Origin of the sequence: Cellulosimicrobium sp. NPDC057127 (genome assembly GCF_042670945.1) — a bacterium.
GTDB lineage: Bacteria > Actinomycetota > Actinomycetes > Actinomycetales > Cellulomonadaceae > Cellulosimicrobium.
The window spans coordinates 16602-39477 of the sequence record NZ_JBHUUP010000008.1 but is presented as its reverse complement, the minus strand read 5'-3'; the positions used below and the strand labels follow the sequence as shown (position 1 = coordinate 39477).

The 22876-nt window shown below is 73.3% G+C and carries 19 protein-coding genes and 1 tRNA gene; 10 read left to right on the top strand and 10 right to left on the bottom strand.

Going from position 1 to position 22876, the window contains the following annotated elements:
- Window positions 1-264 precede the first annotated feature (264 nt).
- The 4 genes from ACFTZA_RS09640 to ACFTZA_RS09625 form a co-directional block, all read right to left on the bottom strand.
- On the bottom strand, window positions 265-2148 hold the full coding sequence (locus ACFTZA_RS09640) for a glycoside hydrolase family 127 protein (protein WP_378193783.1): 1884 nt from the start codon (window positions 2146-2148) through the stop codon (window positions 265-267).
- A 236-nt stretch (window positions 2149-2384) separates the two neighbouring features.
- On the bottom strand, window positions 2385-3293 hold the full coding sequence (locus ACFTZA_RS09635) for a carbohydrate ABC transporter permease (RefSeq protein ID WP_378193390.1): 909 nt from the start codon (window positions 3291-3293) through the stop codon (window positions 2385-2387).
- 1 nt (window position 3294) lies between these two features.
- The gene (locus tag ACFTZA_RS09630) at window positions 3295-4200 is read right to left on the bottom strand and encodes a carbohydrate ABC transporter permease (RefSeq protein ID WP_378193388.1); all 906 of its coding nucleotides are present in this window, start codon (window positions 4198-4200) and stop codon (window positions 3295-3297) included.
- 210 nt (window positions 4201-4410) lie between these two features.
- Window positions 4411-5682 carry an ABC transporter substrate-binding protein gene (locus ACFTZA_RS09625; RefSeq protein WP_378193385.1) on the bottom strand — a complete coding sequence of 424 codons (1272 nt, stop codon included), beginning with the start codon at window positions 5680-5682 and terminating at the stop codon, window positions 4411-4413.
- A 359-nt stretch (window positions 5683-6041) separates the two neighbouring features.
- On the opposite strand from ACFTZA_RS09625, the gene ACFTZA_RS09620 reads away from it, so the two are divergent.
- Window positions 6042-7073 (top strand): LacI family DNA-binding transcriptional regulator, encoded by a 1032-nt coding sequence (locus tag ACFTZA_RS09620; RefSeq protein WP_378193382.1) that lies wholly within the window; start codon window positions 6042-6044, stop codon window positions 7071-7073.
- Between the two features lie 160 nt (window positions 7074-7233).
- Here the strand turns inward: ACFTZA_RS09620 and ACFTZA_RS09615 are convergent, their stop codons facing one another.
- From ACFTZA_RS09615 to ACFTZA_RS09605, 3 genes are all read right to left on the bottom strand, one after another.
- Window positions 7234-8592 (bottom strand): permease prefix domain 1-containing protein, encoded by a 1359-nt coding sequence (locus ACFTZA_RS09615; RefSeq protein ID WP_378193379.1) that lies wholly within the window; start codon window positions 8590-8592, stop codon window positions 7234-7236.
- The gene (locus ACFTZA_RS09610) at window positions 8592-8966 is read right to left on the bottom strand and encodes a PadR family transcriptional regulator (RefSeq protein WP_378193376.1); all 375 of its coding nucleotides are present in this window, start codon (window positions 8964-8966) and stop codon (window positions 8592-8594) included. Before ACFTZA_RS09610 ends, ACFTZA_RS09615 begins: the two co-directional genes overlap by 1 nt.
- Window positions 8967-9132: 166 nt before the next feature.
- Window positions 9133-10716 carry a polysaccharide lyase family 1 protein gene (locus tag ACFTZA_RS09605; protein WP_378193373.1) on the bottom strand — a complete coding sequence of 528 codons (1584 nt, stop codon included), beginning with the start codon at window positions 10714-10716 and terminating at the stop codon, window positions 9133-9135.
- A gap of 291 nt (window positions 10717-11007) precedes the next feature.
- On the opposite strand from ACFTZA_RS09605, the gene ACFTZA_RS09600 reads away from it, so the two are divergent.
- Window positions 11008-11379, top strand: a complete 372-nt coding sequence (locus ACFTZA_RS09600) for a hypothetical protein (protein WP_378193370.1) — start codon at window positions 11008-11010, stop codon at window positions 11377-11379.
- A gap of 78 nt (window positions 11380-11457) precedes the next feature.
- The gene (locus tag ACFTZA_RS09595; RefSeq protein WP_378193367.1) at window positions 11458-12045 is read left to right on the top strand and encodes a hypothetical protein; all 588 of its coding nucleotides are present in this window, start codon (window positions 11458-11460) and stop codon (window positions 12043-12045) included.
- Here the strand turns inward: ACFTZA_RS09595 and ACFTZA_RS09590 are convergent.
- Window positions 11960-12895, bottom strand: a complete 936-nt coding sequence (locus tag ACFTZA_RS09590; RefSeq protein WP_378193364.1) for a sigma-70 family RNA polymerase sigma factor — start codon at window positions 12893-12895, stop codon at window positions 11960-11962. The genes ACFTZA_RS09595 and ACFTZA_RS09590 overlap by 86 nt on opposite strands.
- A gap of 116 nt (window positions 12896-13011) precedes the next feature.
- Between ACFTZA_RS09590 and ACFTZA_RS09585 the strand changes: the two genes are divergently transcribed.
- Window positions 13012-14349 (top strand): FAD-binding oxidoreductase, encoded by a 1338-nt coding sequence (locus ACFTZA_RS09585; RefSeq protein ID WP_378193361.1) that lies wholly within the window; start codon window positions 13012-13014, stop codon window positions 14347-14349.
- Between the two features lie 27 nt (window positions 14350-14376).
- Here the strand turns inward: ACFTZA_RS09585 and ACFTZA_RS09580 are convergent, their stop codons facing one another.
- Window positions 14377-15015 (bottom strand): hypothetical protein, encoded by a 639-nt coding sequence (locus ACFTZA_RS09580; RefSeq protein ID WP_378193357.1) that lies wholly within the window; start codon window positions 15013-15015, stop codon window positions 14377-14379.
- Window positions 15016-15297: 282 nt separating this feature from the next.
- Window positions 15298-15381, bottom strand: a tRNA-Leu gene (locus ACFTZA_RS09575).
- Between the two features lie 275 nt (window positions 15382-15656).
- Here ACFTZA_RS09575 and ACFTZA_RS09570 point away from each other — a divergent pair.
- The 6 genes from ACFTZA_RS09570 to ACFTZA_RS09545 are packed head-to-tail and all read left to right on the top strand — an operon-like array spanning window position 15657 to window position 22800.
- The gene (locus ACFTZA_RS09570) at window positions 15657-16364 is read left to right on the top strand and encodes an FhaA domain-containing protein (RefSeq protein WP_378193354.1); all 708 of its coding nucleotides are present in this window, start codon (window positions 15657-15659) and stop codon (window positions 16362-16364) included.
- Window positions 16365-16374: 10 nt separating this feature from the next.
- Window positions 16375-16875 carry an FHA domain-containing protein gene (locus tag ACFTZA_RS09565; RefSeq protein WP_378193351.1) on the top strand — a complete coding sequence of 167 codons (501 nt, stop codon included), beginning with the start codon at window positions 16375-16377 and terminating at the stop codon, window positions 16873-16875.
- Between the two features lie 6 nt (window positions 16876-16881).
- Window positions 16882-18249, top strand: coding sequence for a Stp1/IreP family PP2C-type Ser/Thr phosphatase (locus ACFTZA_RS09560; protein ID WP_378193348.1), 1368 nt, complete (start codon window positions 16882-16884; stop codon window positions 18247-18249).
- Window positions 18249-19835, top strand: coding sequence for an FtsW/RodA/SpoVE family cell cycle protein (locus ACFTZA_RS09555; RefSeq protein WP_378193345.1), 1587 nt, complete (start codon window positions 18249-18251; stop codon window positions 19833-19835). Before ACFTZA_RS09560 ends, ACFTZA_RS09555 begins: the two co-directional genes overlap by 1 nt.
- Window positions 19832-21301 (top strand): peptidoglycan D,D-transpeptidase FtsI family protein, encoded by a 1470-nt coding sequence (locus tag ACFTZA_RS09550; RefSeq protein ID WP_378193342.1) that lies wholly within the window; start codon window positions 19832-19834, stop codon window positions 21299-21301. Before ACFTZA_RS09555 ends, ACFTZA_RS09550 begins: the two co-directional genes overlap by 4 nt.
- Window positions 21298-22800 (top strand): protein kinase, encoded by a 1503-nt coding sequence (locus ACFTZA_RS09545; RefSeq protein ID WP_378193339.1) that lies wholly within the window; start codon window positions 21298-21300, stop codon window positions 22798-22800. The genes ACFTZA_RS09550 and ACFTZA_RS09545 overlap by 4 nt, the downstream gene beginning before the upstream one ends.
- Window positions 22801-22876: the final 76 nt, after the last annotated feature.

Sequence of the window (22876 nt, the reverse complement as noted above, 5' to 3'; positions counted from 1 at the left end):
CTTGGGGACCCTCTCGACGACGAGAGCGCCGACGGCACGAGTCAACCAGGACGCCGTAGTTATCGCAATGGTTTTCGGTACTGCGCAGCCGCCGCCCGTCCCGGCTGGTCGGGGTCGGACGGCGGCTGAATGCACGAGGAATGGTGGTCTAGCAGCGGCGGCGGTCTCGCAGTGCTCGACGGAAGGGTGGCGCGGCCGCGAGCCATCTCGAAACGTGGCATCGCGTGGTTTTCGGGAAGACGGGAGCGGTGGGGTCCGGATCCGTCAGCGCGTCGGCATCCAGACGCGCATGGTCGACGGTCCCCGGTTCGCCCAGTCGTGGTACGGCACCAGGGCGATGTCGTGGACCATCCCGTCGCCGCCCGCGGGGGCGCCGACCGGCTCCCGCGCGTCCGCGTCGTCCACCGGTACGTACGGCCACGTGCGCACGCGGTGGTCGACGACGACCCCGCGCACGACGACACGCCCGTCCGCCTCGCGCGGCGGCACCGACGGGTCGACGCGCAGGTCGGCGACGTCGTGCCCGTCCGGCAGGTCGACGGACTCCACGCACAGCACCTCGGGCCCGCGCTGGACCGCGACGCACCCACGCACCGCGTCGATGCGGTCGTCCGGGTGCAGGAACCGTGGGGACATGTCCAGGTCGAGCTCCACGACGCTGCCCGCCCGCAGGTCCGGCACGGCGACCACGCCCGCGGGGACGCGGCGCTCCACGCCGCCGTCGACCCGCAGCGAGGCGGTGGGCGACCAGGCCGGCACGCGCAGCGTCAGCGCCCAGCGCGACCCGGGCGCCTCCACCACCGTCACCCGCACCCGCCCCTCGGTCGGGTACCGCGTCTCGACGTCGACGGCCACGCGCTCGCCCGACGGCAGCGCCGCCCGGATCTCGCTCGACGCGTACTGGTGGAGCTGGAGCCCGCCGTCGTCGACGGTCGCGAGGTAGCCCGCCAGGCTGGCGAACGTCCGCGCGACGTTCGGGGGGCAGCAGGAGACGTCGAACCAGGGCGCCCGCAGCGACGACTCGGCGCGCTTGCTCACGGCGTCGGGCGCCGGCGTCTCGCCCGGCACGCGCTGGTGGAGCGTGTTCGCGTAGTAGAACGCGCGGCCGTCGTGCGCGGGTGACGTCGCGACGACGTTGAACAGCGTGCGCTCCACGGCGTCGGCGTAGCGCGGGTGGCCCTGCGCGAGCAGCAACCGCCAGGCGACCATGACGGAACCGACGCCCGCGCACGTCTCCGAGTACGCACGGTCCGGCGGGAGCACGAAGTCCTCGCCGAACGCCTCGTCCTGGTGGTGCGAGCCCTGGCCGCCGGTCACGTAGGTGCGCGCCGCGTGCGTGCGGTCCCACTGCCGCGCGACCGCGGCGACGAGCGCGTCGTCGTCCGTCTCGACGCCGACGTCGATCGCCCCGGCCGCGAGGTAGTTCGCGCGGACGGCGTGCCCGCGGAACACCTCGGCGTCGCGCACCGGCACGTCGTCCTGGTAGTACGAGCGGCCCCACTCGATGTCGGCGAGCGTGGCGTGCCCGCGCCGCTCGACGAAGAGCGCCGCCTGCCGCACGTACCGGGGCTCGTCGAGCACGCGCCCGAGCTCGGCCAGCGCGACCTCGACCTCCGCGTGGCCGCACACGCCCGGGTTGCCGTCCGGGCCGAACGTCGCGCACACGTGGTCCGCGGAGCGGCGCGCGACCCGGACGAGCAGGTCGTCAAGGTGCCCGGTGCGGGCCCGCGCGACCGCGGCCTGCATGAGGTGTCCCTGGCAGTACAGCTCGTGGCCCCACTCCAGGTCGGAGTAGCGCTCGCCCTGACCAGGGCGGCCGAACATCGTGCTCACGTAGCCGTCGGTCTCCTGGGCGGCGGCGACGCGGCGCACGATCGCGTCGAACCGGGCCTCGAGAGCCGCGTCGGGCTCGCGGGCGAGCTCCCACGCCATGGCCTCGAGCAGCTTGTAGACCTCCGAGTCGCTGAACTCGCGCCCGCGGCGGCCCTCGGGCAGCCCGCCGTGGACGGCGAGGTCGAAGTTCGGCAGCCACCCCTCGCGCTCGAGCCAGTGCTCGATGTGCGCGAGCGTCGCGGACGCGTTGGTCTCCTGGCGCTGCGCCCAGAAGCCCCCGGTGATGCGCACCTCGTCCAGCCCGAGCGGGCGCAGCCGGCCGTCGCGCGGCGCGACCGGCCGTCCGCCGTCGGACCGTGCGGCACCGGACCGGTCTGCCGGCGAGGCGGACGAGGCGGACGAGGCGGACGGGGTCGCCGCGCGCGCGGCCGGGGAGAGGGTCACGGTGCTACCTCCGGGAGCGGCCGGGCCGCGTCGGTGATCGGGGACGCCCGCGGGCGTCGGGGTGGGGCGGGCCGTGCGGCCCGGGGTCGCGCCGTCGTCCGACGTGCTCATCCCTTCAGCGCCCCGGACATGAAGCCGCGCACGTAGTGGCGCTGGAGCAGCAGGAACAGCACCACGCACGGCAGCGCGAGCACGACGACGCCGGCCTCGGTCGCGCCGTAGTCGACGATGCCCATGACCTGCTGGCGCATGTTCGCCACGGCGAGCGGCAGGGGCGCCTTGCCGGAGTCCGTGATGAGGATCAGCGGGGCGATGAAGTCGTTCCACGCCGCGAGGAAGGCGAACAGGCCGACGGTGATCAGGCCCGGCTTGACCGCGGGCAGCAGCACGCGGCGCAGCGCGCCGAAGGCGGAGCACCCGTCCACGAGCGCCGCCTCGTCGAGCTCGCGCGGCACCGACTCGAACGAGATGCGCATGAGGAACGTCGCGAACGGCAGCTGGAACATCGTCATCACGCACGCGAGCCCGAGCAGCGAGTTCTGGAGGCCGATCGTGTTGAGCAGCACGTACAGGGGGATGAGCAGCGTCGCGTACGGGACCATGAGGATCGCGAGGGTGACGAGGAAGAGCACGTCGCGCCCCGGGAAGCGGAACCGCGCGAAGGCGTAGCCCCCGAGCAGCGAGATGACGAGCGTGAACAGCACCGTGAGCCCGGAGACGATCACGGAGTTCGCGAGGTGCTGCCCGATGCCGGCCTGGTACGCGGCGAGGGTCTCGTAGTTGCCGAAGCCCCAGCCGTCCACCTGGGCGCTGCCCGGCTGCGGCGACACCGAGGCGACGCCGGCCCAGACCAGCGGGAACAGGAAGATGATCGCCAGCGCGCCGGTGAACACCCAGTAGGGCGTGCGCAGCGCGAGCCCTGCGAGCCGCGTGCGAGGGGCGCGCCGGGCCGTGCCGGCCGCCGGGTCGCCGTGGGGCGCGGGCGCGTGCGGGGCGGGAGAGGTCGTCGTCGTCATGTCACTTCTCCTCGGGTGCGCGCATGCCGCGCAGCTGGACGACGTTGATGAGCACGAGCGCGCCGAGGACGATGATCGACAGCGCCGCCGCGACGCCGAGGTCGTTCTGGCCCTGGAACGCCACGTTGTAGATGAGCTGGACGACCGTGATGGTGCTGTTGTCGGGACCGCCCTTGGTCAGGATGAAGAACTGGTCGAACGCGAGCAGCGACCCGGTGACGCACAGGATCGTGCACAGCGCGAGCGAGGGGCGCAGCAGCGGCAGGGTCACGCGCGAGAAGGTCTGCCACCGGCTCGCACCGTCCATCCGGGCCGCCTCGTAGACCTCGTGCGGGATGCCCTGCAGGCCGACCATGAGCAGCAGCATGTAGAACCCGGCGAACCGCCAGACGATGAGGAACACCGTCGACCACAGCGCGCCGTCGGGCGAGCCCAGGAAGGAGATCGGCTGGTCGACGATCCCGAGGCGCTCCAGGAACGGCGAGATCGGGCCGCTCTGCGGCGAGTACAGCGCGTAGAAGAGCAGGGACGCGGACGCGAGGCCGAGCGAGCTCGGCACGAGGATCGACGTCCGCAGCAGGTTCGTCCAGCGGCTCGACTCCTGCACGAGCATCGCCAGGCCGAGCGCGAGCCCGATGAGGAGCACGGTCGTGATGACCGTGTACTTCAGGGTGAACACCACCGAGTCCCAGAAGAACCGGTTGTCGACCGCGTCGGCGAAGTTCTCCGGGAAGTTGACGCCCTGGTTGCCCGACAGCAGCGGCCAGTCGGACACCGACATCTGGCCGACGAGCAGGACCGGCAGGATGAAGAAGACGAGGACGAACACCGCGGTCGGGGCGGCGAAGGCCCAGCCACGGAGCGCGTTGCGCCGACCGGGGCGCCGACGGCGGGGGGCCTGGGCCACGGCGGCGTCCGCGCCGATCGGGACGTCGGCTCCGCCGTCGGGCAGAGGACCGACGGGGCGCGGGGCCGGAGGCGAGGGGTGCGCTGACTGCACCGGCATGGGACTCTCCTGGGCTGTCCGGAACGAGCTGGTCGAGGTCGGTGGCCCCGGCCGGGGCGCCCGCGCGGCACGAGCCGCGGCGTCGCGCCCCGGCCGGAGCCGGGCGACGGTCTACTGCTGGAGCACCGCCGTGATCTCCTCGTTGTCCTCCTCGATGCTCGAGGCGTCCTCGAACACCGCGTTGCGCACCAGCGTCAGCCACGGGCTGTTCGGCGCGTTGAACGCCTGCTGGAAGTTGCGGGCCACGGGGGTGCGGCCCTTGCTCGCGACCTCGTTGATCGTCACGACGCGCGGGTCCGCCGACGTGTACTCGTTGTCGATGAGGTCGGCGCGCGAGACGACGTCGCCGTTCTGCGCGAGCACCTCGACCTGCGCCTCCTCGGACATGAGCCAGGAGAGGAAGTTCCACGCCTGCTCGGAGCTCTCGGAGTCCTTCGAGATGCCGATGCCGTCACCGCCCACGAACGTGGACTCGCCGCCGTCCGGGCCGGGGATCGGCGCGACACCGACGTCCACCGTCTCGTCCGCGGTCGACAGCAGCGTCGCCGGGTACGGCATGACGCCGACCTTGCCCTCCTGGAAGGGGGCGACCCAGGTCGCGCCCGTCTCGTCGCGCGTGCCGGCGCCGACGGCGTCGGAGTCGACGAGGTCCTTGTAGACGGAGTAGACCTCCTGCGCCGTCTCGCTCGCCAGCAGCGACTCGGTGCCGTCCTCCGTCATGACGTCCTCGCCGGCCGCCCACACGGACGGGAACCAGGTGAAGACGAGGCAGCCGCCGCAGTTGCCGCCGAAGAACGTCCCGTCGACGTCGCCGCCGAGGGCGTCGACCGTCTTGGCGTGCTCGGCGAACTCGGTGAGCGACGTCGGCGGCGCCTCGGGGTCGAGGCCCGCCTGCTCGTAGAGGTCCTTGTTGTAGAACATCACCGAGACGTCGAGGACGAACGGCAGGACGTGCTGCTTGTCGTCGTAGGTGCCGGCCTCGAGGTGGCCGGGGTTGATCTCCTCCGCGAAGTCGAGCTGGTCGATGCGGCCGGTGAGGTCCTGGAACAGGCCCTGCTCGGCCCAGTTCGGCACGTAGACGATGTCGGCGGCGAAGAGGTCGGGCAGCCCGTCGCTGCCCGCGGCGGCCCCGACCTTGGCGACGTAGTCGTCGTTCGGCACGATGGTGAGCTCGACCTGGTTCTCGTGCGACGCGTTGTACGCGTCGACGAGCAGGTTGGCCTGCTTCTCCAGCGGCGCCCGCGTCCACAGCGACAGCGTGGTGCCGTCGTCGACCCCCTCGGGGCTGCCGCCCGCCTCGGCGGTGCTCTCCGGCGCGTCGGACCCGCCGCCGCACGCGGCGAGGCCGAGCGCGGTGAGGCCGATCACCAGCGTCGAGGCCACGGCCCTCGTCACCGACGTCCTGCGGTGGTGTGTCATGTCGCGTCTCCTCGTACTCGTCGTTGAGCTGTGCGCACCGCGGCCGACGCAGCGCCAGGCTGCTCGAACCGTTTTCGGTACGGATGTCGTCGGCGACCAGCTGGTCTGGCCGTCCGACCTCACCGGGGGCTACTCTTTCGAGACTCCGGAGTCGCCGGGCGACCTCGCCCGACCGGTCTCCGCTGACCGAAAGCAACCGAAAAGGTTTTCTGAATCTAGGGCAGTCGCATCGCCCCGTCAAGCATCCTGGCGGGTTACAGTTCGATCACGGAACCCGGCCGACGACGTCGGCGTCACCGGACCGGGAGAGGGGGCACGGCCTCATGACCACCCAGAGCGGGAGCGCCACGCAGCGCGCCGCGACGCTCACCGACGTCGCACGCCTCGCCGGCGTGTCCATCGCGACGGCGTCCAAGGCCATCAACGGGCGCGACCAGGTCAAGGCGGAGACGCGCCTGCGCGTGCTCGAGGCCGCCGAGCGCCTCTCGTTCGCGCCCAACGCCCTCGCCCGGGGCCTGCTCAAGGGCCGCACCGGGACGGTCGGTCTGCTCACGAGCGACCTGGAGGGCCGGTTCTCGATCCCCGTGCTCATGGGCGCGGAGGACGCGTTCGGGGCCGGGCGCGTGTCGGTCTTCCTGTGCGACGCCCGGGGGGACGCGATCCGCGAGCAGCACCACGTGCGCGCGCTGCTGTCGCGCCGCGTCGACGGGCTCATCGTCGTCGGGTCGCGCACCGACCCCCGCCCGCCGCTGAGCGGCGACATCCCCGTCCCGGTCGTCTACGCGTACGCGCCGTCCGAGGACCCGTCCGACCACTCCATCACGGCGGACAACGTCGGGGCCGGGCGTCTCGCCGTCGAGCACCTGCTCGCGTGCGGGCGCCGCCGGGTCGCGCACGTCTCGGGCGACCCCGGCTACAAGGCGGCGCAGGACCGCGCCGCGGGGGCGCACGCCGCACTCACGGCCGCCGGCCTCGAGATGGTCGGCGAGCAGACGTACTTCGGCTCGTGGAGCGAGGGCTGGGGCCGCGGCGCGGCGCGCATGATCGTCGAGCAGCACCCCGACGTCGACGCCTTCTTCTGCGGCAGCGACCAGATCGCCCGCGGCGTGCTCGACGCGCTGCGGGAGCTCGGTCGCGACGTCCCCGGGTCGACGTCGGTGATCGGGTTCGACAACTGGGAGGTGCTGACCACGAACGCCCGCCCGCAGCTCACGAGCGTCGACATGAACCTCGAACGCCTGGGCCGCGTCGCCGCGCAGCGCCTGTTCTCCGCGATCGACGGCCAGGTGCGTCCGGGCGTCGAGGAGCTGCCCTGCCGCGTCGTGACCCGCGCATCGAGCACGCCGGTCAACTGACACCGCGCCCCCAGGGCGTGCCGCGCCGAGCCCCGGGTTGCACGCCACCCGACCCGCCGAGCCCCGGGTTGCACGCCACCCGACCCGCCGAGCCCCGGGTTGTGCGTCGTCGTGAGGCCTGTGTGGCACACGACCCGGGGTTCGGCGGGCCGGCGGCGACTCAGACGAAGCCGAACAGCGGCGGGAACGCGACGACCACGACGGCCGCCCACACCGCGTAGACCGGCAGGAACCGGGTCTGCCACCGCACGAGCGCGTCGAGCGGGCGACGGCGCAGGAACCGCGCCGCGAGCACCGCCGAGCCGACGAGGTGCACGAGCAGCAGGAGGTTGAGCCCCAGCGCCGCCGCCTTGTTGGGGCTCACGCCGAACTCGGCGATGCGCGTGAGCATCGCGGTGAGCGCGACCGCGTCGACCGCGAGCGCAGCGACGACGAGGACGAGCTGGAGGCCGTCGAACAGCGTCGGCGGGGCGAGCGGGTCGCGCGCGGAGACCGAGTACAGCAGCAGGCACAGCACGAGCACGAGGATCGCGTCCATGAGGATGAGCAGCTCGCGGTCCACCGCGGCGAGGTCGCCCGCGGTCGCGAGGACGGCGAACAGCGCGACGAGCATGACGACGGTGAGCGGCGTGAACACCTTGGTGAGCACGGGGGCGATGTTCTCGACGACGTTCTGCTTCGCCTCGACGAGCCACGCCGCGACGACGAGCGCGCCGGGCACGCAGAACGGGAGGATCCAGTCCTCGAGCCAGGGCTCGAGATCGACGTCGGCGAGCGAGAAGACGCCCAGCGTGAGGCCGATCAGCACGCCACCGCCGAGGGCGAGGAGCGTGAAGTACACGGCCAGCTCGCCCGTGAAGCGGGCGAAGTCCATGCGCCCGGCGTCCGAACGCCAGCGCCCGGCGACGTAGGCGACGCCCACGAGCGCCCACAGGACGACCGGGGCGTGGATCGCGGCGAGCACCTCCGTCGACCCGATCGGCGCGAACGGGTAGGCGTTGAGCGCGACCGCGAGCACCACGAACGGGACGAGCAGCGTCAGGCCGTCCTGCCACGTGAGGCGCCGCTTCCACGCGAAGTAGCCCGCGAGGAAGGGGAAAACGAGGAGCCCGACGTTGCGCAGCAGGACCTCCTCGGCCGGCACGAGCTCGGTCGCGACCTTGACCGCGACGCCCGCTCCGACGGCGAGGGCGAGCACGACGACGAGCTCGCGCCACGTCCGCGTGCCGTCCTCGGGCGCAGGGCGGACGAGGACGAGCTGCTTCCACAGCCGATCCGAGTGCTCGCGGGCGAACTCGCGCGACACCGCGTCGAGGTCGCCCATGCGCTTCACGGCGACGAGGAAGGCCTCCTCGTCGTCGAGGCCGGTGGCACGCAGGTCCTCGACGCGCTCGCGCAGGTGGTCCTCCATCTCGTCGACGTCGGCCGCCGAGATGGCCTCGCGGCGTCGCACGTAGCCGCGCCACTGGTCGATCTGGATCTCGAGCGCGGCGTGCGGCCCTGCCGTCGGGGAGGCCATCAGGCCCACCCCTCCGCGAGGCGGGGCGGCAGGCCCGGCTGCTCCTGCGCCGTCCGCCACACCTGGGCGAGCGCGTCGGCGACGACACCCCACTGGTGCTGCCGCTCGGCGAGCGCCGCGCGGCCCGCCGGGGTGATGGCGTAGTGCTTGCGCCGCCGCCCGACGTCGGAGGTGCCCCACGACGCCTCGACGTGCCCGAGTCGCTCGAGGCGGTGCAGCAGGGGGTAGAGCATCCCGTCGGTCCACTGCATGCGGCCGTCCGAGAGCTCGTCGACGCGCTTGAGGATCGCATAGCCGTACGACTCGCCCTCGCTGAGGATGCCGAGCACGAGCGGGGTGGCCGAGGCGGCCACCAGGTCCTTGTCGATGCGCACGCGCGCCTCCCCTATACCTCGGTGATCTAGGGTCCGTACCCTAGCAGCACGAGGCGTAGAGGTGCGAGGGTGCATATCCGCGCGCGACGCCGTGCGCACGCGTCGCGACCCCCGGCCGCTGGTGCGGTCGGGGGTCGCGGCGCGCCGACGCGGCGTCGACGGCTCGTCAGCCGGCGTAGGTCTCCAGTTCGGCGATGCGCGGCGTCCCCGTCGCGCTCGTGATCTCGAGGTCGATCTTGCGCAGGGACGTCGCGGGGAACGTCACGGTCCCCGGCGAGCCGCTCCCGCTCCGCAGGACGGCGCCCGTGTCGTGGTCCACCACACGCCACGACCCGATGGCCCCGCCGCCGGACGCCTCGCGGACGACGACGCGCGACACCGTGGTGTCCGAGCCCCACTTGACCGAGACCCGCCCCGTGGAGCCGGCCGGCGACCAGTAGGTGCTCGTGTCCCCGTCCCGCACGTCCCCGTAGCTCGTCCCGCTCGCCTTGCTCGAGCCGTCGCTGCCGGCCCCGAGGCTGAGGTTCGTCCCACCCGGCTCCGGGTCGGGCTCGGGCTCGGGCTCGGGGTCAGGTTCGGGCTCCGGGTCCGGCTCCGGGTCGGGGTCGGGGCCGGGTCCCGGCCCGGGGTCGGGGTCCTGCGGCGTGCACGAGCCGTCGGAGGTCCGCAGACCCGTGTCCGCCCCCGCCGTCCGGCTGACGACGTCCGGCACGCAGCTCGCGGCGTCGGGCGAGTACGCGTAGGGGATCGCGACCGTCGTCGTCGACGTCGGGTTCGGCCCGGCGGGCCGGTCGTCGCCGCTCGGGCTCGACCACGTCACGTCGTCGAAGATGTTCCCGGCGACCTGCCAGTACCCGGCCTGGTCGGTGTAGAAGGTGCCGAGCACGTCCTTGGAGTCCTCGAAGTAGTTGTTCTCCACCTTCGCCCGGGCGCCGGCGCGCGAGTTGATGCCCGACTCGTTGAGCCTCACGTAGTGGTTGTTGTAGATGTGCGCGATGCCGCCGCGCAGCAGCGGTGCGCGCGAGTCGATGTTCTCGTACAGGTTGTGGTGGAACGTGACGAAGCCGTTCGAGCGGTCGCTCTCGCTCGACCCGATGAGGCCGCCGCGACCCGAGTTGCGCAGGACGCTGTAGGACAGCGTCACGTACTGGACACCGGCCTTCATGTCGAACAGGCCGTCGTAGCCCTCGGACTCGCCACCGGACGCCTCGAGCGTCACGTGGTCGACCCAGACGTTGCGGACGTCGCTCTCCATGCCGATCGCGTCGCCGCCGTTGGACGTCGGCGAGCCCGACTTCTTGACGTTCCTGACCGTCACGTTCTGGATGATGATGTTGCTGGCCTCGCGGATGTGGATGCCCAGCTGGTCGAACGTCGCTCCGCTGCCGACGCCGACGATCGTCACGTTGCTGACCTGCTTGATCTCGATGACGCCGGCCGCGGTGTTGCAGCTGTCGCCCGAGACCTTGCTCGTGTTCCCGTGGTCGATGGTGCCCTCGACCTCGATCGTGATCGGGGTGTCGCTGCTGGCGCGGTTGCACAGGGCCGCGTGGATCTGCGTCCCGGTCGTGGCCCGCACGGTCTGGCCGCCGGCGCCACCGGTGGTACCGCCGTTCTGCGTGGCGTAGCCCGTGGGGCTCCCCGTCACGGCCACGGCGGTGGTGGCCGTCATGGCGGTCGCTCCCAGGGCTGCCGTCAGTGAGATCGCGGCCCCCGCCGCGACGAGCCGTCGTACGGCTGGTCGTCTCATCGTGCCTCTCCTTCGTCATCGAATCGGGGCAGTGCTGCGCTGCGTGCCGCGTCAGGGCCCTGGCGCGGCACGACGGTGGATCCGACCCGAGGCCCGCACCCCGCATCATCGCGAGGAGCGCTCGGGTAACCGGTTTCCCGATACTAGGGAACCGGTTTCCCGAGCGCAACCCTCAGGCGCGCGGCGCCGCCGGGCGAGGCACACCTGGTTGCGAGCGGCTCGAACGCGACCAGAGTGAGGACGTCAGCACGAAGCCGCGGACGGACCGTCCGCCGTCGAGAGGAGAACCGGATGACCGTGCCGGTGAACGACGACCAGGGGCCGATCGCCGCCGCCCACGCGGGCATGACGGTCGTGGACAGCAGCGGGGAGGAGGTCGGCACCGTGGAGGACGTGCGCATGGGCGACGGCGGCGTGACCACCGGGAGCCAGCCGCAGGACCGCGGCGCCGTCGACGACCTCATCGGTGCCGTGCGCGACGCCGTCACGACCGGCGACGGTCTCCCCGAGGCCGAGCGGGCGCGCCTGGAGCGCGCGGGCTACCTGCGGATCGACGGCGCGGGCTTCCTCAGCGGCAACCGGTACGCGTCCGCGGACCAGCTCGCGGCCGTGGAGGGCGACGTCGTGCGGCTCAACGTGCCGGGCGCCGATCTCGTCGGCTGAGGCTACATACCGCCTGACCGCGTTCCTCGCACGTCGAGGCTTACCGAATCGCCCCAGCTCGTCGTAGTGTTCTGCGTCGTGAACGTCTACGTCGTGCTGTCGCGCAGCCGGACCGTGCTGTCCCGGACGATCGCCCTGGCGACGCGCGACGAGTTCACGCACGCGTCCCTCGCGCTCGATCCCGGGCTCGAGCTCATGTTCAGCTTCGGGCGGCGGCGCGCGGGCAACCCGTTCGTCGGGTGCTTCCGCCGCGAGCGTTTCGACGACGGGCTGTACCGCGGCATGGACACCGTCCCGGGCGTCGTCGTCGAGATCCCGGTGACACCGGCGCAGCACGAGGCCGTGTGCACCCGGATCAGCGAGTTCCTGCTCGACTCGCACGCCTACTCCTACAACGCCTCCGGCCTGGTGAACGTGCTCATCGGACGGGGCGCGGCAGACGACACGCGGTTCTTCTGCTCGGAGTTCGTCTACCACGTGCTCCAGGGCGCCGGGGTCTGCGACCTCGGCGTCGAGCGCTGGCAGGTGCGCCCGCAGATGCTCGCCGAGCTGCCCGGCGAGGTGGTCTTCCGCGGCGACCTCAAGGCGTACGCCGCCCGGCACCGTCCCGGGGGTATGCGTGCGGGCCTGACGGTCGACGGCGCAGGTCTGCGGCTGCTGGCCTGAGACGCTCCGCGTCCGACAGGATGTCGATGCCGACCACCCGGCCGCCACGCACCGTGAACGCCAGCACGGAGTAGACCGTCCCGTCGTCGAGCACGGTCACCAGGCCCGGTGACCCGTCGACGAGCGCGAGGCGCGAGTACCGCGCGGTCCCGAAGTGCGCCCGCGCCTGCGCGGCCACGTCGCGCGCGCCCCGCAGCAGCCGCGACAGCTCTCCCGGGCCGCGGTCGACGCGCACCGTGACGTCCGGGTCGAGCAGCGCGAGCAGGGCATCGAAGTCCCCGGCCTGCGACGCGGCGAGATAGGCGGACACGACCTCCCGGCGGCGCGCGACGTCGTCCTGCGCGGGCACCGCGTCGCGCACCTTGCGCCGCGCCCGGCTCGCGAGCTGCCGCGTCGCGGCGGGCGACCGGTCGACGATGGCGGCGACGTCCTCGAACGGGACCGAGAACTGGTCGTGCAGCACGAACGCGACGCGCTCCGCGGGGGACAGCGTGTCCAGCACGACGAGCAGCGCGACCCCGACCCGGTCCGACTCGACCGCCCGCCCCTCGGGATCCGCCTCCGGGTCGTCGAGGGGCGACACGAGGAGGTCGGGCACGTGCGCGTCCCAGGAGGTCTCCCGGCGCGTGGAGCGTGACCGCAGCAGGTTCAGCGCGACCCGTGCGACCACCGTCGTGAGCCAGCCCCCGAGGTTCTCGACGCCGGCCGTGCCGGCCGCGTGCGCCCGCACCCACGCCTCCTGGACCGCGTCGTCCGCGTCCGCCAGGGAACCCAGGACGCGGTACGCGACCGAGCGCAGGTGGGGCCGCAGACTCTCGAACTGCTCCGCCGTGAGCTGGTCCGTGCTCACCGGTCACACTCCTTCGCCGGGCCGTGTCAGAGAGGTGACAGCACGCGCTGCCGGGGCCCACGCAAGCACGGACCGCCGACACCGGCCGCGCGCCGACCGACGCACCAGGAGCCCGCATGACCTCCCTGACCTCGACCGACACCCTCGCGCGCGGCCTGACCGGGCGCCTCCTGCTCCGCGGCGACGACGGGTTCGACCGTGCCGCGACCCCGTGGAACCTCGCCGTCCGGCAGCCCGTCGCAGCCGTGGTGGAGGCGGCGGACCCCGACGACGTCGCCGCCGCCGTGCGCTGGGCGCGGTCCGCCGGCCTCGCCGTCGCCCCGCAGTCGACCGGTCACGGCGCGTCCGGCGACGTCGAGGGCGCCGTGCTGCTGCGCACGGGCGCGCTGGACGACGTCGCCGTGGACCCGGAGCGCCGCGTCGCACGGGTCGGCGCCGGCGCGTCCTGGGGCGCGGTGCAGGCAGCCACCGCGCCGCACGGCCTGACCACGCTGCTCGGCAGCGCCCCGGGCGTGGGCGCCGTCGGCTACACGCTCGGCGGCGGGCTCGGCTGGTTCGGCCGCGCCCACGGCCTCGCGGCCGACCACGTGCGGTCGTTCGACGTGGTCGACGCCGCGGGCGGCCGCGCGACCGTCACGGCGGAGTCCGACCCCGACCTGTTCTGGGCGCTGCGCGGCGGGGGCGGGGACCTCGCCGTGGTGACCGCGATGGAGGTCGACCTCGAGCCGGTGCCGGCATTCTCCGGCGGCCGTCTGGCCTGGCCCGCGGAGCGTGCGCTCGAGGTGCTCGACGTCTTCCGCGCCGTGACCGCGACCGCCCCCGACGCCCTCAGCCTCTGGCTCAGCCGGGTCGAGGCGCCGGGCGCGCCGGCCGTGGTCGTCGTGCACGCGGCGTACCTCGGCGACGCCGACGGCGCGCGCGACCTCCTGCGGCCGTTCGCCGCCGTGCCGGGCGTGCTGGGTCCGGGGCTCGGCGCCGCGATCGGGCCCGTCGGCCTCGCCGACGTCGGGGACATCACCGCGGACCCGACCGACCCGGCCGCCGGCAGGTCGCGCGCCGAGCTCCTGGCCCGGGTCGACGACGAAGCGGTGGACCGGCTGTTCACGTCGCCGACCGCACCGCTGCTCGTGCTCCAGCTGCGGCACCTCGGCGGCGCGCTCGCCTCGCCGGGGGACGACGCGGGCGCGCTCGGAGCGATCACCGAGCCCTACCTGCTGTACGGGTTCGGTCTGGCGTTCGAGCCCGGTCTCGCGACCGCCGTCGGGAACCGGCTCGCGGAGCTGCCGACCGAGCTGCGCGGCCTCGCCACCGGCCGCAAGCCGGCCACGTTCCTGTCTCCCGGCGAGAGCGCGTCTGCCGCGTACGACGAGGGAGCCCTCGCCCGCCTCCGGGACCTCAAGCGGTCGCGCGACCCGCGGGGTACGGTCCGCGGGAGCTACCCGCTGCTCGGCTGACGCGCGCCGCGACGGCAGCGCACAGGGCTACGGTCCCTGCAGGACCCCGGTGGGGACGACGAAGACCTCCGGCACGACGTCGGCCGGCATCTCGCCGAAGGTGTGCGCGACGAACTGCGCCGTCGCACCAGGCGCGACGACCTCGTAGATCCCGGACGTGGCCACGTGGACGATGGCGCCGCCCGGGTCACGGAGCACGGCGATCACCTCGGGGTCCCTCTGCTCCTGCGTGAAGCGCGAGACGGCGCTGCCGACGACGGCCGGCCGGCCCTCACCGTCGGTGGACACCTCCGCGTGCTGGACCTCAAAGAAGCCCACCGACCCCGGGTCGACGATCGTGGCCGTCTCCGGGACCTGGACGGTGATCGTCTGCGCCCCGAGCCCCGTGAGGTCGCGGAAGCTGCCGACGAGCGCGGCACGCCCTCCCGGCGCGACGGTGGAGTACGTGGTGCCCGTGTCCAGCACGGTGCCGTCGGCAGTGACGGCCTGGACGTCGAAGGCGTCGGAGAAGTAGGCGAGCTCGTCCGACGGGTTCTCGACGACGGCGACGTACGTCCACTGGCCCGTCCCGTCGGGCCAGGCCTGTCCTTCGACTACCCGCAGCTCCTCGTGAGGCTCGGGAGCCCGCGCGTCGGGGGCGGCATCGCCCTCCGCACCTCCCGTCACCGGAGCGGCCGGGCTCTCGGCACCCGGACCCGGGGTCCCGGTCGTAACGCTCTCCCCCGAAGCCTCCGGTGCCTCCGTGCTGCAGGCGACCGACCCGAGGGCCACTCCCGCCAGCGCCGCGAGACCGATGATGATCCGCCCAGCCCGCCTCATACGACGCCCGCCCTCTCCCGGCTGTTGATGTGCCGGAGGCTACTGCATCCTGGGGAAACGACGAGACCCCCGGTCGGATCAACCGACCGGGGGTCTCGGGACGGGCGTCCCCGCATGGACATCCTCACGTGCGCGAGGGGGGAGTTGAACCCCCACGCCCTTTCGGGCACACGGACCTGAACCGTGCGCGTCTGCCTATTCCGCCACTCGCGCGTGCCGCAGAAGACTAGCACGCGCGACGGTCCGCGCCGGAACCACCGTCGGCACCACCGCCCACCGCACGCACCGGTGAGACCGCGCGTGCCCGACGTTCACACCCTCCGCCCCGAAAGCGCCAGATCCGTCCCGGAATCTCGCGACGTTTCGGGCCGGGGCCGCAGACGCGGTCGATACGATCTAGGTAGTGTGCCTGGACGTGGGTCGCCGACCTGCGCAGGCAGTCACGCCGCGCGAGCGGCGCCGAGCAGCACGCACCGGGAGGAGGTGGCATGGGAGTCCTGGACCGCTTCGAGAAGGGCGTGGAGCGCGTCGTCAACAACGCGTTCGCCAAGGTCGGGCGCAGCGAGGTCAAGCCTGTCGAGCTCGCCAGCGCGCTGCGCCGTGAGGTCGACGACCGCGCCGCCGTCGTGGACCGCGAGCGCACGGTCGTGCCGAACGAGTTCACGATCGAACTCTCGGTCGACGACTTCGCCCAGGTCGAGGGGTGGGGCGCGGAGACGCTCGCCGACGAGCTGGCGTCGAACGTCACCCAGTACGCCGCGTCGCAGCACTACGCGTTCGTCGGCCCGGTGAGCGTGAGCTTCGAGCAGGACGACTCGCTCGACACCGGCCGGTTCCAGCTCCGCTCGGCAAGCGTGCGCGGCAACGTGGCGCCCGCGACGTCGGCGTCCCCGAGCACGCGCCACCCGCTCGTCGACATCGACGGCCAGCGCTACCTGCTGACCGGGCCCGTCACGGTGATCGGGCGCGGCTCGGAGGCCGACATCGTCGTCGACGACCCGGGCGTCTCGCGTCGCCACCTGGAGATCCGCGTGACGCCCGACGGCGTCATCGCGTCCGACCTCGGCTCGACCAACGGCCTGTTCGTCGAGGGCCACCAGGTCCCGGCCGCGACGCTCCTGGACGGGAACTCCCTGACCATCGGCCGCACCCGCATCATGTTCTGGACCGGCGCGTCCGACGACGAGGAGTGGTGATCCGGCCGCGATGACCGATCTCACGTTCACCCTGCTGCGGCTGGGCTACCTGGTGCTGCTCTGGGTGTTCGTGCTCTCCGCGATCGGGGTGCTGCGCCGCGACCTCTACGGCACGAAGATCACGCCGCGGCGCGGCAAGCGGTCCCCGAAGGCCGAGCAGGCGCCCGCGGCGCCGGCGCAGTCCGGCGCCGCGGCCCCTGAGCCGCCGCGCGCGTCGTCGGGGCCGAACCGGCTCGTCGTCACCGCTGGTCCGCTGCGCGGCACGACGGTGCCGCTGACGACGTCGTCCATCCTCATCGGCCGCGCGCCGAGCTGCACCCTCGTGCTCGACGACGACTACTCCTCGTCGCGCCACGCGCGGATCTTCCCCCAGCACGGCAGCTGGTTCGTCGAGGACCTCGGGTCCACGAACGGCACGTACGTCGAGGAGCAGCGCATCTCCCAGGTCACCCCTCTCGGCCCGGGCACGCGCGTGCGCATCGGCCAGTCCGTCGTCGAGCTGCAGAGGTAGCCGGTCGTGAACATCGCCCTGCGCTACGCCGCGCGCTCCGACGTCGGGCTCGTGCGGTCCAACAACCAGGACTCCGGGTACGCCGGTCCGCACCTGCTCGTCGTGGCCGACGGCATGGGCGGCCATGCCGGTGGTGACGTGGCGTCCTCCATCGCCGTCGCCGCGCTCGCGCCGCTCGACGGCGAGTCCCACGGCCCGGACGACGCCCTCGCCGAGCTCGAGCAGTCCATCGACCACGCACGCCAGGACCTCGTCGAGCGCAGCGTCTCCGACCCCGAGCTCGTCGGCATGGGCACGACCGTCACCGCGATCCTGCGCGCCGGCAACAAGCTCGCGATGGCCCACCTCGGCGACTCGCGCGCCTACCTGCTGCGCGACGGCGAGCTGAACCAGGCCACGACCGACCACACGTTCGTCCAGCACCTCGTCGACACGGGGCGCATCTCCGCCGACGAGGCCGAGACGCACCCGCAGCGCAACGTCGTGATGCGCGTCCTCGGCGACTTCGACATCGACCTCACCCCCGACATGTCGGTGCGCGAGGCCAAGCCGGGCGACCGGTGGCTGCTGTGCTCCGACGGCCTCTCCGGGTTCGTGTCCCACGAGACGCTCGAGCAGACCCTCCTCGACACGCCCGACGTCGACGAGTGCGCGGACCGGCTGCTCCAGCTCGCGCTGCGTGCCGGCAGCACGGACAACGTCACGGTCGTCGTCGCGGACGTCGTCGACGTCGACGCGCTGCCCGACGGCGGTGCGCCCACCACGCGCGCGGAGATCGTCGGTTCGGCCGCCGTCGACCGCGACGCCCCGAGCGCGGCGTCGGACTCCCCGGCGGCCCGGGCGGCGGCGCTCGGCGCGGCGACGGAACCCGACGACGACGCCACGGACGCCGGTACGTCAGGTGGTGACGGCGACGACGACGTGCGTCCTGGGCGCGCACCCCGCCGGTGGGTGACGGTCGTCGCGGTGGCACTCGTCGTCGTCGGCCTCGGGGTCGCGGTGTGGGCGGGCTACCGCTGGACGCAGGCCCAGTACTACGTCGGCGTGGCCGACGGCCAGGTCGCCGTTTTCCGGGGCATCCCCGAGAGCGCCGGCCCCGTGACGCTCTCGACGCCCGTCGAGCTCACCGGGACGCGCGTCGAGGACCTGCCCGGCTACGTCGTCGACCGGCTCGAGACCACCATCCCCGCGCAGTCCCTCGTCGACGCGCGGGCGCGCGCCGACCGCCTCGTCGCCGAGGTCGCCGCCGACGAGGGCGGCCAGGACGCGACGACCGGCACGACGGACGCACCCGGCGACACCACGAACGACGAGGGCTCCGACAGCTCGCCCGGTCCCACCCCGACCGTCACGACCACCGGCACGGGCGCCTGATGGCGACGGTGGAGACCACCGACGTGCGCCGGGGCCGCGGCGTCGAGCTCGTGCTGCTCGTCGTGGCCCTCGCGCTGGGGATCGGGGCGTACGCCCTGGTGGGGCTGCAGCTCACGGGCGAGCTCCCCGGCAGGTTCTACCTCTACTCGGGCGGCATGGTCGTGCTCGCGGGAGCGGCCCACGTGCTCCTGCGCCTGCGCGCGCCGTTCGCCGACCCCGTCATCCTGCCGGTCGCCGTCGCGCTCAACGGCATCGGCCTCGCGATGATCTTCCGGCTCGACCTGGGCTCCCAGCTCACGGGCGGCTCGCAGGACCTCGCGCCGCGCCAGCTCCAGTGGACGGCGCTCGGGATGGTGTGCGCGTTCCTCGTGGTGTGGTTCCTGCGCGACCACCGCACGCTGCGCCGCTACACGTACACGGCGATGATCGCCGGCATCGTGCTCGTGGCGCTGCCCCTCGTCCCGGGGCTGGGCACGCGGATCAACGGCGCGCAGATCTGGATCAGCGTCGGCGGGTTCTCGCTCCAGCCCGCGGAGTTCGCGAAGATCGCGTTCGCCGTCTTCTTCGCCGGCTACCTCGTGACCAACCGGGACACGCTCGCGCTCGCCGGACCCAAGGTGCTCGGGCTCCAGCTGCCCCGCCTGCGCGACCTCGGCCCCATCATCATCGTCTGGCTCGTGTCGCTCGCGATCCTCGTGTTCGAACGCGACCTCGGGACGTCGCTGCTGTTCTTCGGCCTGTTCGTCGCGATGCTCTACATCGCCACCGAGCGCGTGAGCTGGGTCGTCATCGGCCTGCTGCTCTTCGCCGGGGGCGCCGTCCTCGCGGCGACGACCTTCGGCCACGTCCAGGCACGCGTCGACGTGTGGCTCACGCCGTTCGCGCCCGAGATCTTCGACCGCGACCCGGGCGGCTCCGGCCAGCTCGTCCGTGGCCTGTACGGCATGGCGAACGGCGGGCTCTTCGGCACCGGTCTCGGCGAGGGCTACCCGCGCCTCGTGCCGTACGCGTTCTCCGACTTCATCTACGCCTCGCTCGGCGAGGAGCTCGGGCTCACCGGTCTGCTCGGCATCCTGCTGTGCTACCTCGTGCTCGTGGAGCGCGGCCTGCGCACCGCCGTCGGCGTGCGCGACGGCTTCGGCAAGCTCCTCGCGGGCGGCCTCGCGTTCGTCATGGCGTGGCAGCTGTTCGTCGTCGTCGGCGGCATCACGCGCATCATCCCGCTCACCGGCCTGACCATGCCGTTCGTCGCGCAGGGCGGCTCGTCGCTGCTCGCGAACTGGCTCGTCGTCGGCCTGCTCCTGCGCATCAGCGACGACGCCCGCCGGCCCTCGTCGCTGCCGGTGCGCGGCCAGGTCGCCGCCGGCGGCGTGCGCGCGCGCACCGACAGCGACCCCGTCCCGGTCGTCGCCGGCACCGGGGCGATCCCCGTCGGCGCAGCGCCCGACGACGCCCCCACCACGGTCGGCGGCGTCCACGCGCCGGTGCCGGGTCCCGAGGACCCGCACCCCGTCCCGGACGACTCGCGCACGGAGGTCGTCCGACGACCGCTCGACGGCGACGACCCGCGCGGAGGTGCCCGGTGAACGTCCCCCTGCGCCGCGTCGCGAGCGTCGTGCTCGTCATGTTCCTCGCGCTCATGGTCTCGACCACCTACATCCAGGTCTTCCAGGCCGAGCAGCTCAACACCGACCCGCGCAACGTGCGCACGATCTACCGCGAGTACGGCAACTTCCGCGGGCCGATCGTCGTCGGCGGGGAGGCGGTCGCGTCGTCGTCGCCCGTCGACGACCCCTTCGGGTTCCAGCGCGCCTACGCGAACGGTCCGCTCTACGCGCCCGTGACGGGGTACTTCTCCGTGGTCAACGGCACGTCGGAGATCGAGCGGGCCGAGAACGAGTTCCTCAACGGCGAGGCGAGCTCGCTGTGGCTCGAGCGCCTGAGCGCCCTCTTCACCGGCGAGCAGCCGCAGGGTGCCTCCGTCGAGCTGACCATCGACCCGGCCGCGCAGCAGGCCGCGTGGGACGCGCTCGGCGACCAGCGCGGCGCCGTCGTCGCGCTCGAGCCGAGCACGGGCCGCGTGCTCGCCCTCGTCTCGAAGCCCAGCTTCGACCCGAATGCGCTCGCCTCGCACGACACCGCCGCGGCGAGCGCGGCGTTCCAGGAGCTGACGAACGCCGACGGCAACCCGATGAGCAACCGGGCGATCCGCGGCAACACGTACCCGCCGGGATCGACGTTCAAGCTCGTCACGGCGGCCGCCGCGATCGAGAGCGGGCAGTACACGGCGGAGTCCGTCGTCCCCGCACCGGACACCTACCAGCTCCCGCAGTCGTCTTCGGTGATGGAGAACTTCGGCGGCACCCGCTGCTCGCCGACCGGCGAGATGACCCTGGCGGACGCGCTACGGATTTCGTGCAACACCGCGTTCGCCGACCTCGGCGTGACGCTCGGCGACGACGTCCTTCGGGAGCAGGCCCAGGCGTTCGGGTTCGACGACGGCGGTCTCCAGATCCCCATGGACGTCACGGCCAGCCACTTCCCGACGAACGACACGGACGAGTCCTCGCCGCCGCGCACGGCCCTCGCCGCCATCGGCCAGGGTGACGTGAAGGCGACGCCGCTCCAGATGGCGATGGTCTCCGCCGCGATCGCGAACGACGGCGTCCTCATGGAGCCGTACACCGTCGAGACGATCCGCGACTCCGACCTCGACGTGATCCAGCAGACGGAGCCGCAGCGCCTCGGCACGCCCGTCTCGCCGTCCACCGCGGACCAGCTCACGCAGATGATGGTCGGCGTCGTGCAGAACGGCTCCGGCACCGCGGCGCAGATGTCGGGCGTCCAGGTGGCCGGCAAGACGGGCACCGCGGAGACCGGCACGGACGCCGCACCGCACGCGTGGTTCACGAGCTTCGCCCCTGCGGACGACCCGCAGGTCGCGGTCGCCGTCATCGTGGAGAACGGCGGGTCGATGGGCAGCGAGGCCACCGGCGGCGCGGTCGCCGCGCCGATCGCGCGCGCCGTCATGGAGGCGGTGATCAACCGATGAAGCCCGCGCGCGGGCTGCGGCTCGGCAACCGGTACCACCTCGTGCGGCGCATCGCCGTCGGCGGCATGGGAGAGGTCTGGGTCGCGTCCGACGACGCGCTGGGCCGCGAGGTCGCGGTCAAGGTGCTGCGCTCGGAGTACGCCGGCAACGAGGACTTCCTCAACCGCCTGCGCACCGAGGCCCGCAACAGCGCCGCGCTGTCGCACCCGAACATCGCGCAGATGTACGACTACGGCGAGCAGGAGCGCTCTGGGTACCTCGTCATGGAGCTCGTCGTGGGCGAGCCGATGGCCGACCTGCTCGAGCGCGAGCCCGTCCTCCCGCCGATGCGGCTCCTGCCGATCCTGTCCCAGACGGCGCGCGCGCTGCACGCCGCGCACGTGGCGGGCGTCGTGCACCGCGACGTCAAGCCGGGCAACATCCTCATCGACCGCGCCGGCGTCGTGAAGATCACCGACTTCGGCGTCTCGTTGGCGGCCAACCAGGTACCGATGACGGCGACCGGGATGGTCATGGGCACGGCGCAGTACCTCTCGCCCGAGCAGGCCGTGGGGCAGGCCGCGACGGGCGCGTCCGACGTCTACGCGCTCGGGATCGTCGCGTACGAGTCGGTCGTCGGGAACCGTCCCTTCACCGGGTCGACGCCGGTGGACATCGCCGTCGCGCACGTCAACGAGCCGGTGCCCGCGCTCCCGTCGTCCGTGGACCCCGAGCTCGCCGGGCTCATCATGGCGATGCTCGCGAAGGAGCCGACCGCACGGCCCCGCACGGCCGCCGCCCTGGCGCAGGCACTCGACGAGATCGCCGGCCGCCTCGCGTCCGACCCCTGGTCCGCGCGCGTCGCCGCGCCCACGCGCCGTGCACGGCGAGCGCGGCCGGAGTCCGAGCCCGACGACACACCCCCCGCACCCGAGCCGGAGCCGCGGCACGACCCGCAGGACGTCGCGCCCGTCATCACCCCCATCGTCATCCCCACGACGGTGCGGGAGAACGACGAGACGCCGGACCCGTCGGCGACGCGGCGGCCCGCCGGAGGTCCCGCGCTGCCCTGGGAGCGTCCCTCCGCTCACGACCCCGCCCACGACACCGCGCACGAGGCCGCCCCGTCCAGCGACGACGCCCTCCCGCGCGCCTACCCGCCGCGGCGCGAGATGCACGGCGCGACGCGGGGACGTCGTCCTGCCGGCCAGCGCGTCGCCGGACGACCGGCGACGACCACGCCCGCCGGTGCCCCCTCGACGCGTGCCGAGATGCGCCGCCAGGCGCAGGAGTCGCCCGCCCGGCCGGCGGGCGGGCGCCGCACCTCGACCACGACCGGGCAGCGGCTGGGCGGGATCCCGCGGGGGATGACGTGGCCGCTCGTGGCGCTGCTCGGACTGCTGCTCGTGGTGCTCGTCGCCACCATCGTCACCGGCGGCGGCGGGGCCGACGACTCCGCCGGCACCACCGCTCCCGCGCTCGCCGCGGCGGTCGGCGCGGTGACCAGGACGGTCGGGTGACATCGTGACGACATCGTTGCCTGCACCGCCCGCCGGAACCCCCGCGGGTGGGATGATTGCGCCAGATGTGCCGCGC

Coding starts and splice junctions, on each gene's coding strand:
- ACFTZA_RS09570 (WP_378193354.1), top strand. CDS start 15,657: ATGGGAGTCCTGGACCGCTTCGAGAAGGGCGTGGAGCGCGTCGTCAAC.
- ACFTZA_RS09545 (WP_378193339.1), top strand. CDS start 21,298: ATGAAGCCCGCGCGCGGGCTGCGGCTCGGCAACCGGTACCACCTCGTG.
- ACFTZA_RS09635 (WP_378193390.1), bottom strand. CDS start 3,293: ATGACGACGACGACCTCTCCCGCCCCGCACGCGCCCGCGCCCCACGGC.
- ACFTZA_RS09555 (WP_378193345.1), top strand. CDS start 18,249: ATGGCGACGGTGGAGACCACCGACGTGCGCCGGGGCCGCGGCGTCGAG.
- ACFTZA_RS09585 (WP_378193361.1), top strand. CDS start 13,012: ATGACCTCCCTGACCTCGACCGACACCCTCGCGCGCGGCCTGACCGGG.
- ACFTZA_RS09605 (WP_378193373.1), bottom strand. CDS start 10,716: ATGAGACGACCAGCCGTACGACGGCTCGTCGCGGCGGGGGCCGCGATC.
- ACFTZA_RS09620 (WP_378193382.1), top strand. CDS start 6,042: ATGACCACCCAGAGCGGGAGCGCCACGCAGCGCGCCGCGACGCTCACC.
- ACFTZA_RS09615 (WP_378193379.1), bottom strand. CDS start 8,592: ATGGCCTCCCCGACGGCAGGGCCGCACGCCGCGCTCGAGATCCAGATC.
- ACFTZA_RS09565 (WP_378193351.1), top strand. CDS start 16,375: ATGACCGATCTCACGTTCACCCTGCTGCGGCTGGGCTACCTGGTGCTG.
- ACFTZA_RS09600 (WP_378193370.1), top strand. CDS start 11,008: ATGACCGTGCCGGTGAACGACGACCAGGGGCCGATCGCCGCCGCCCAC.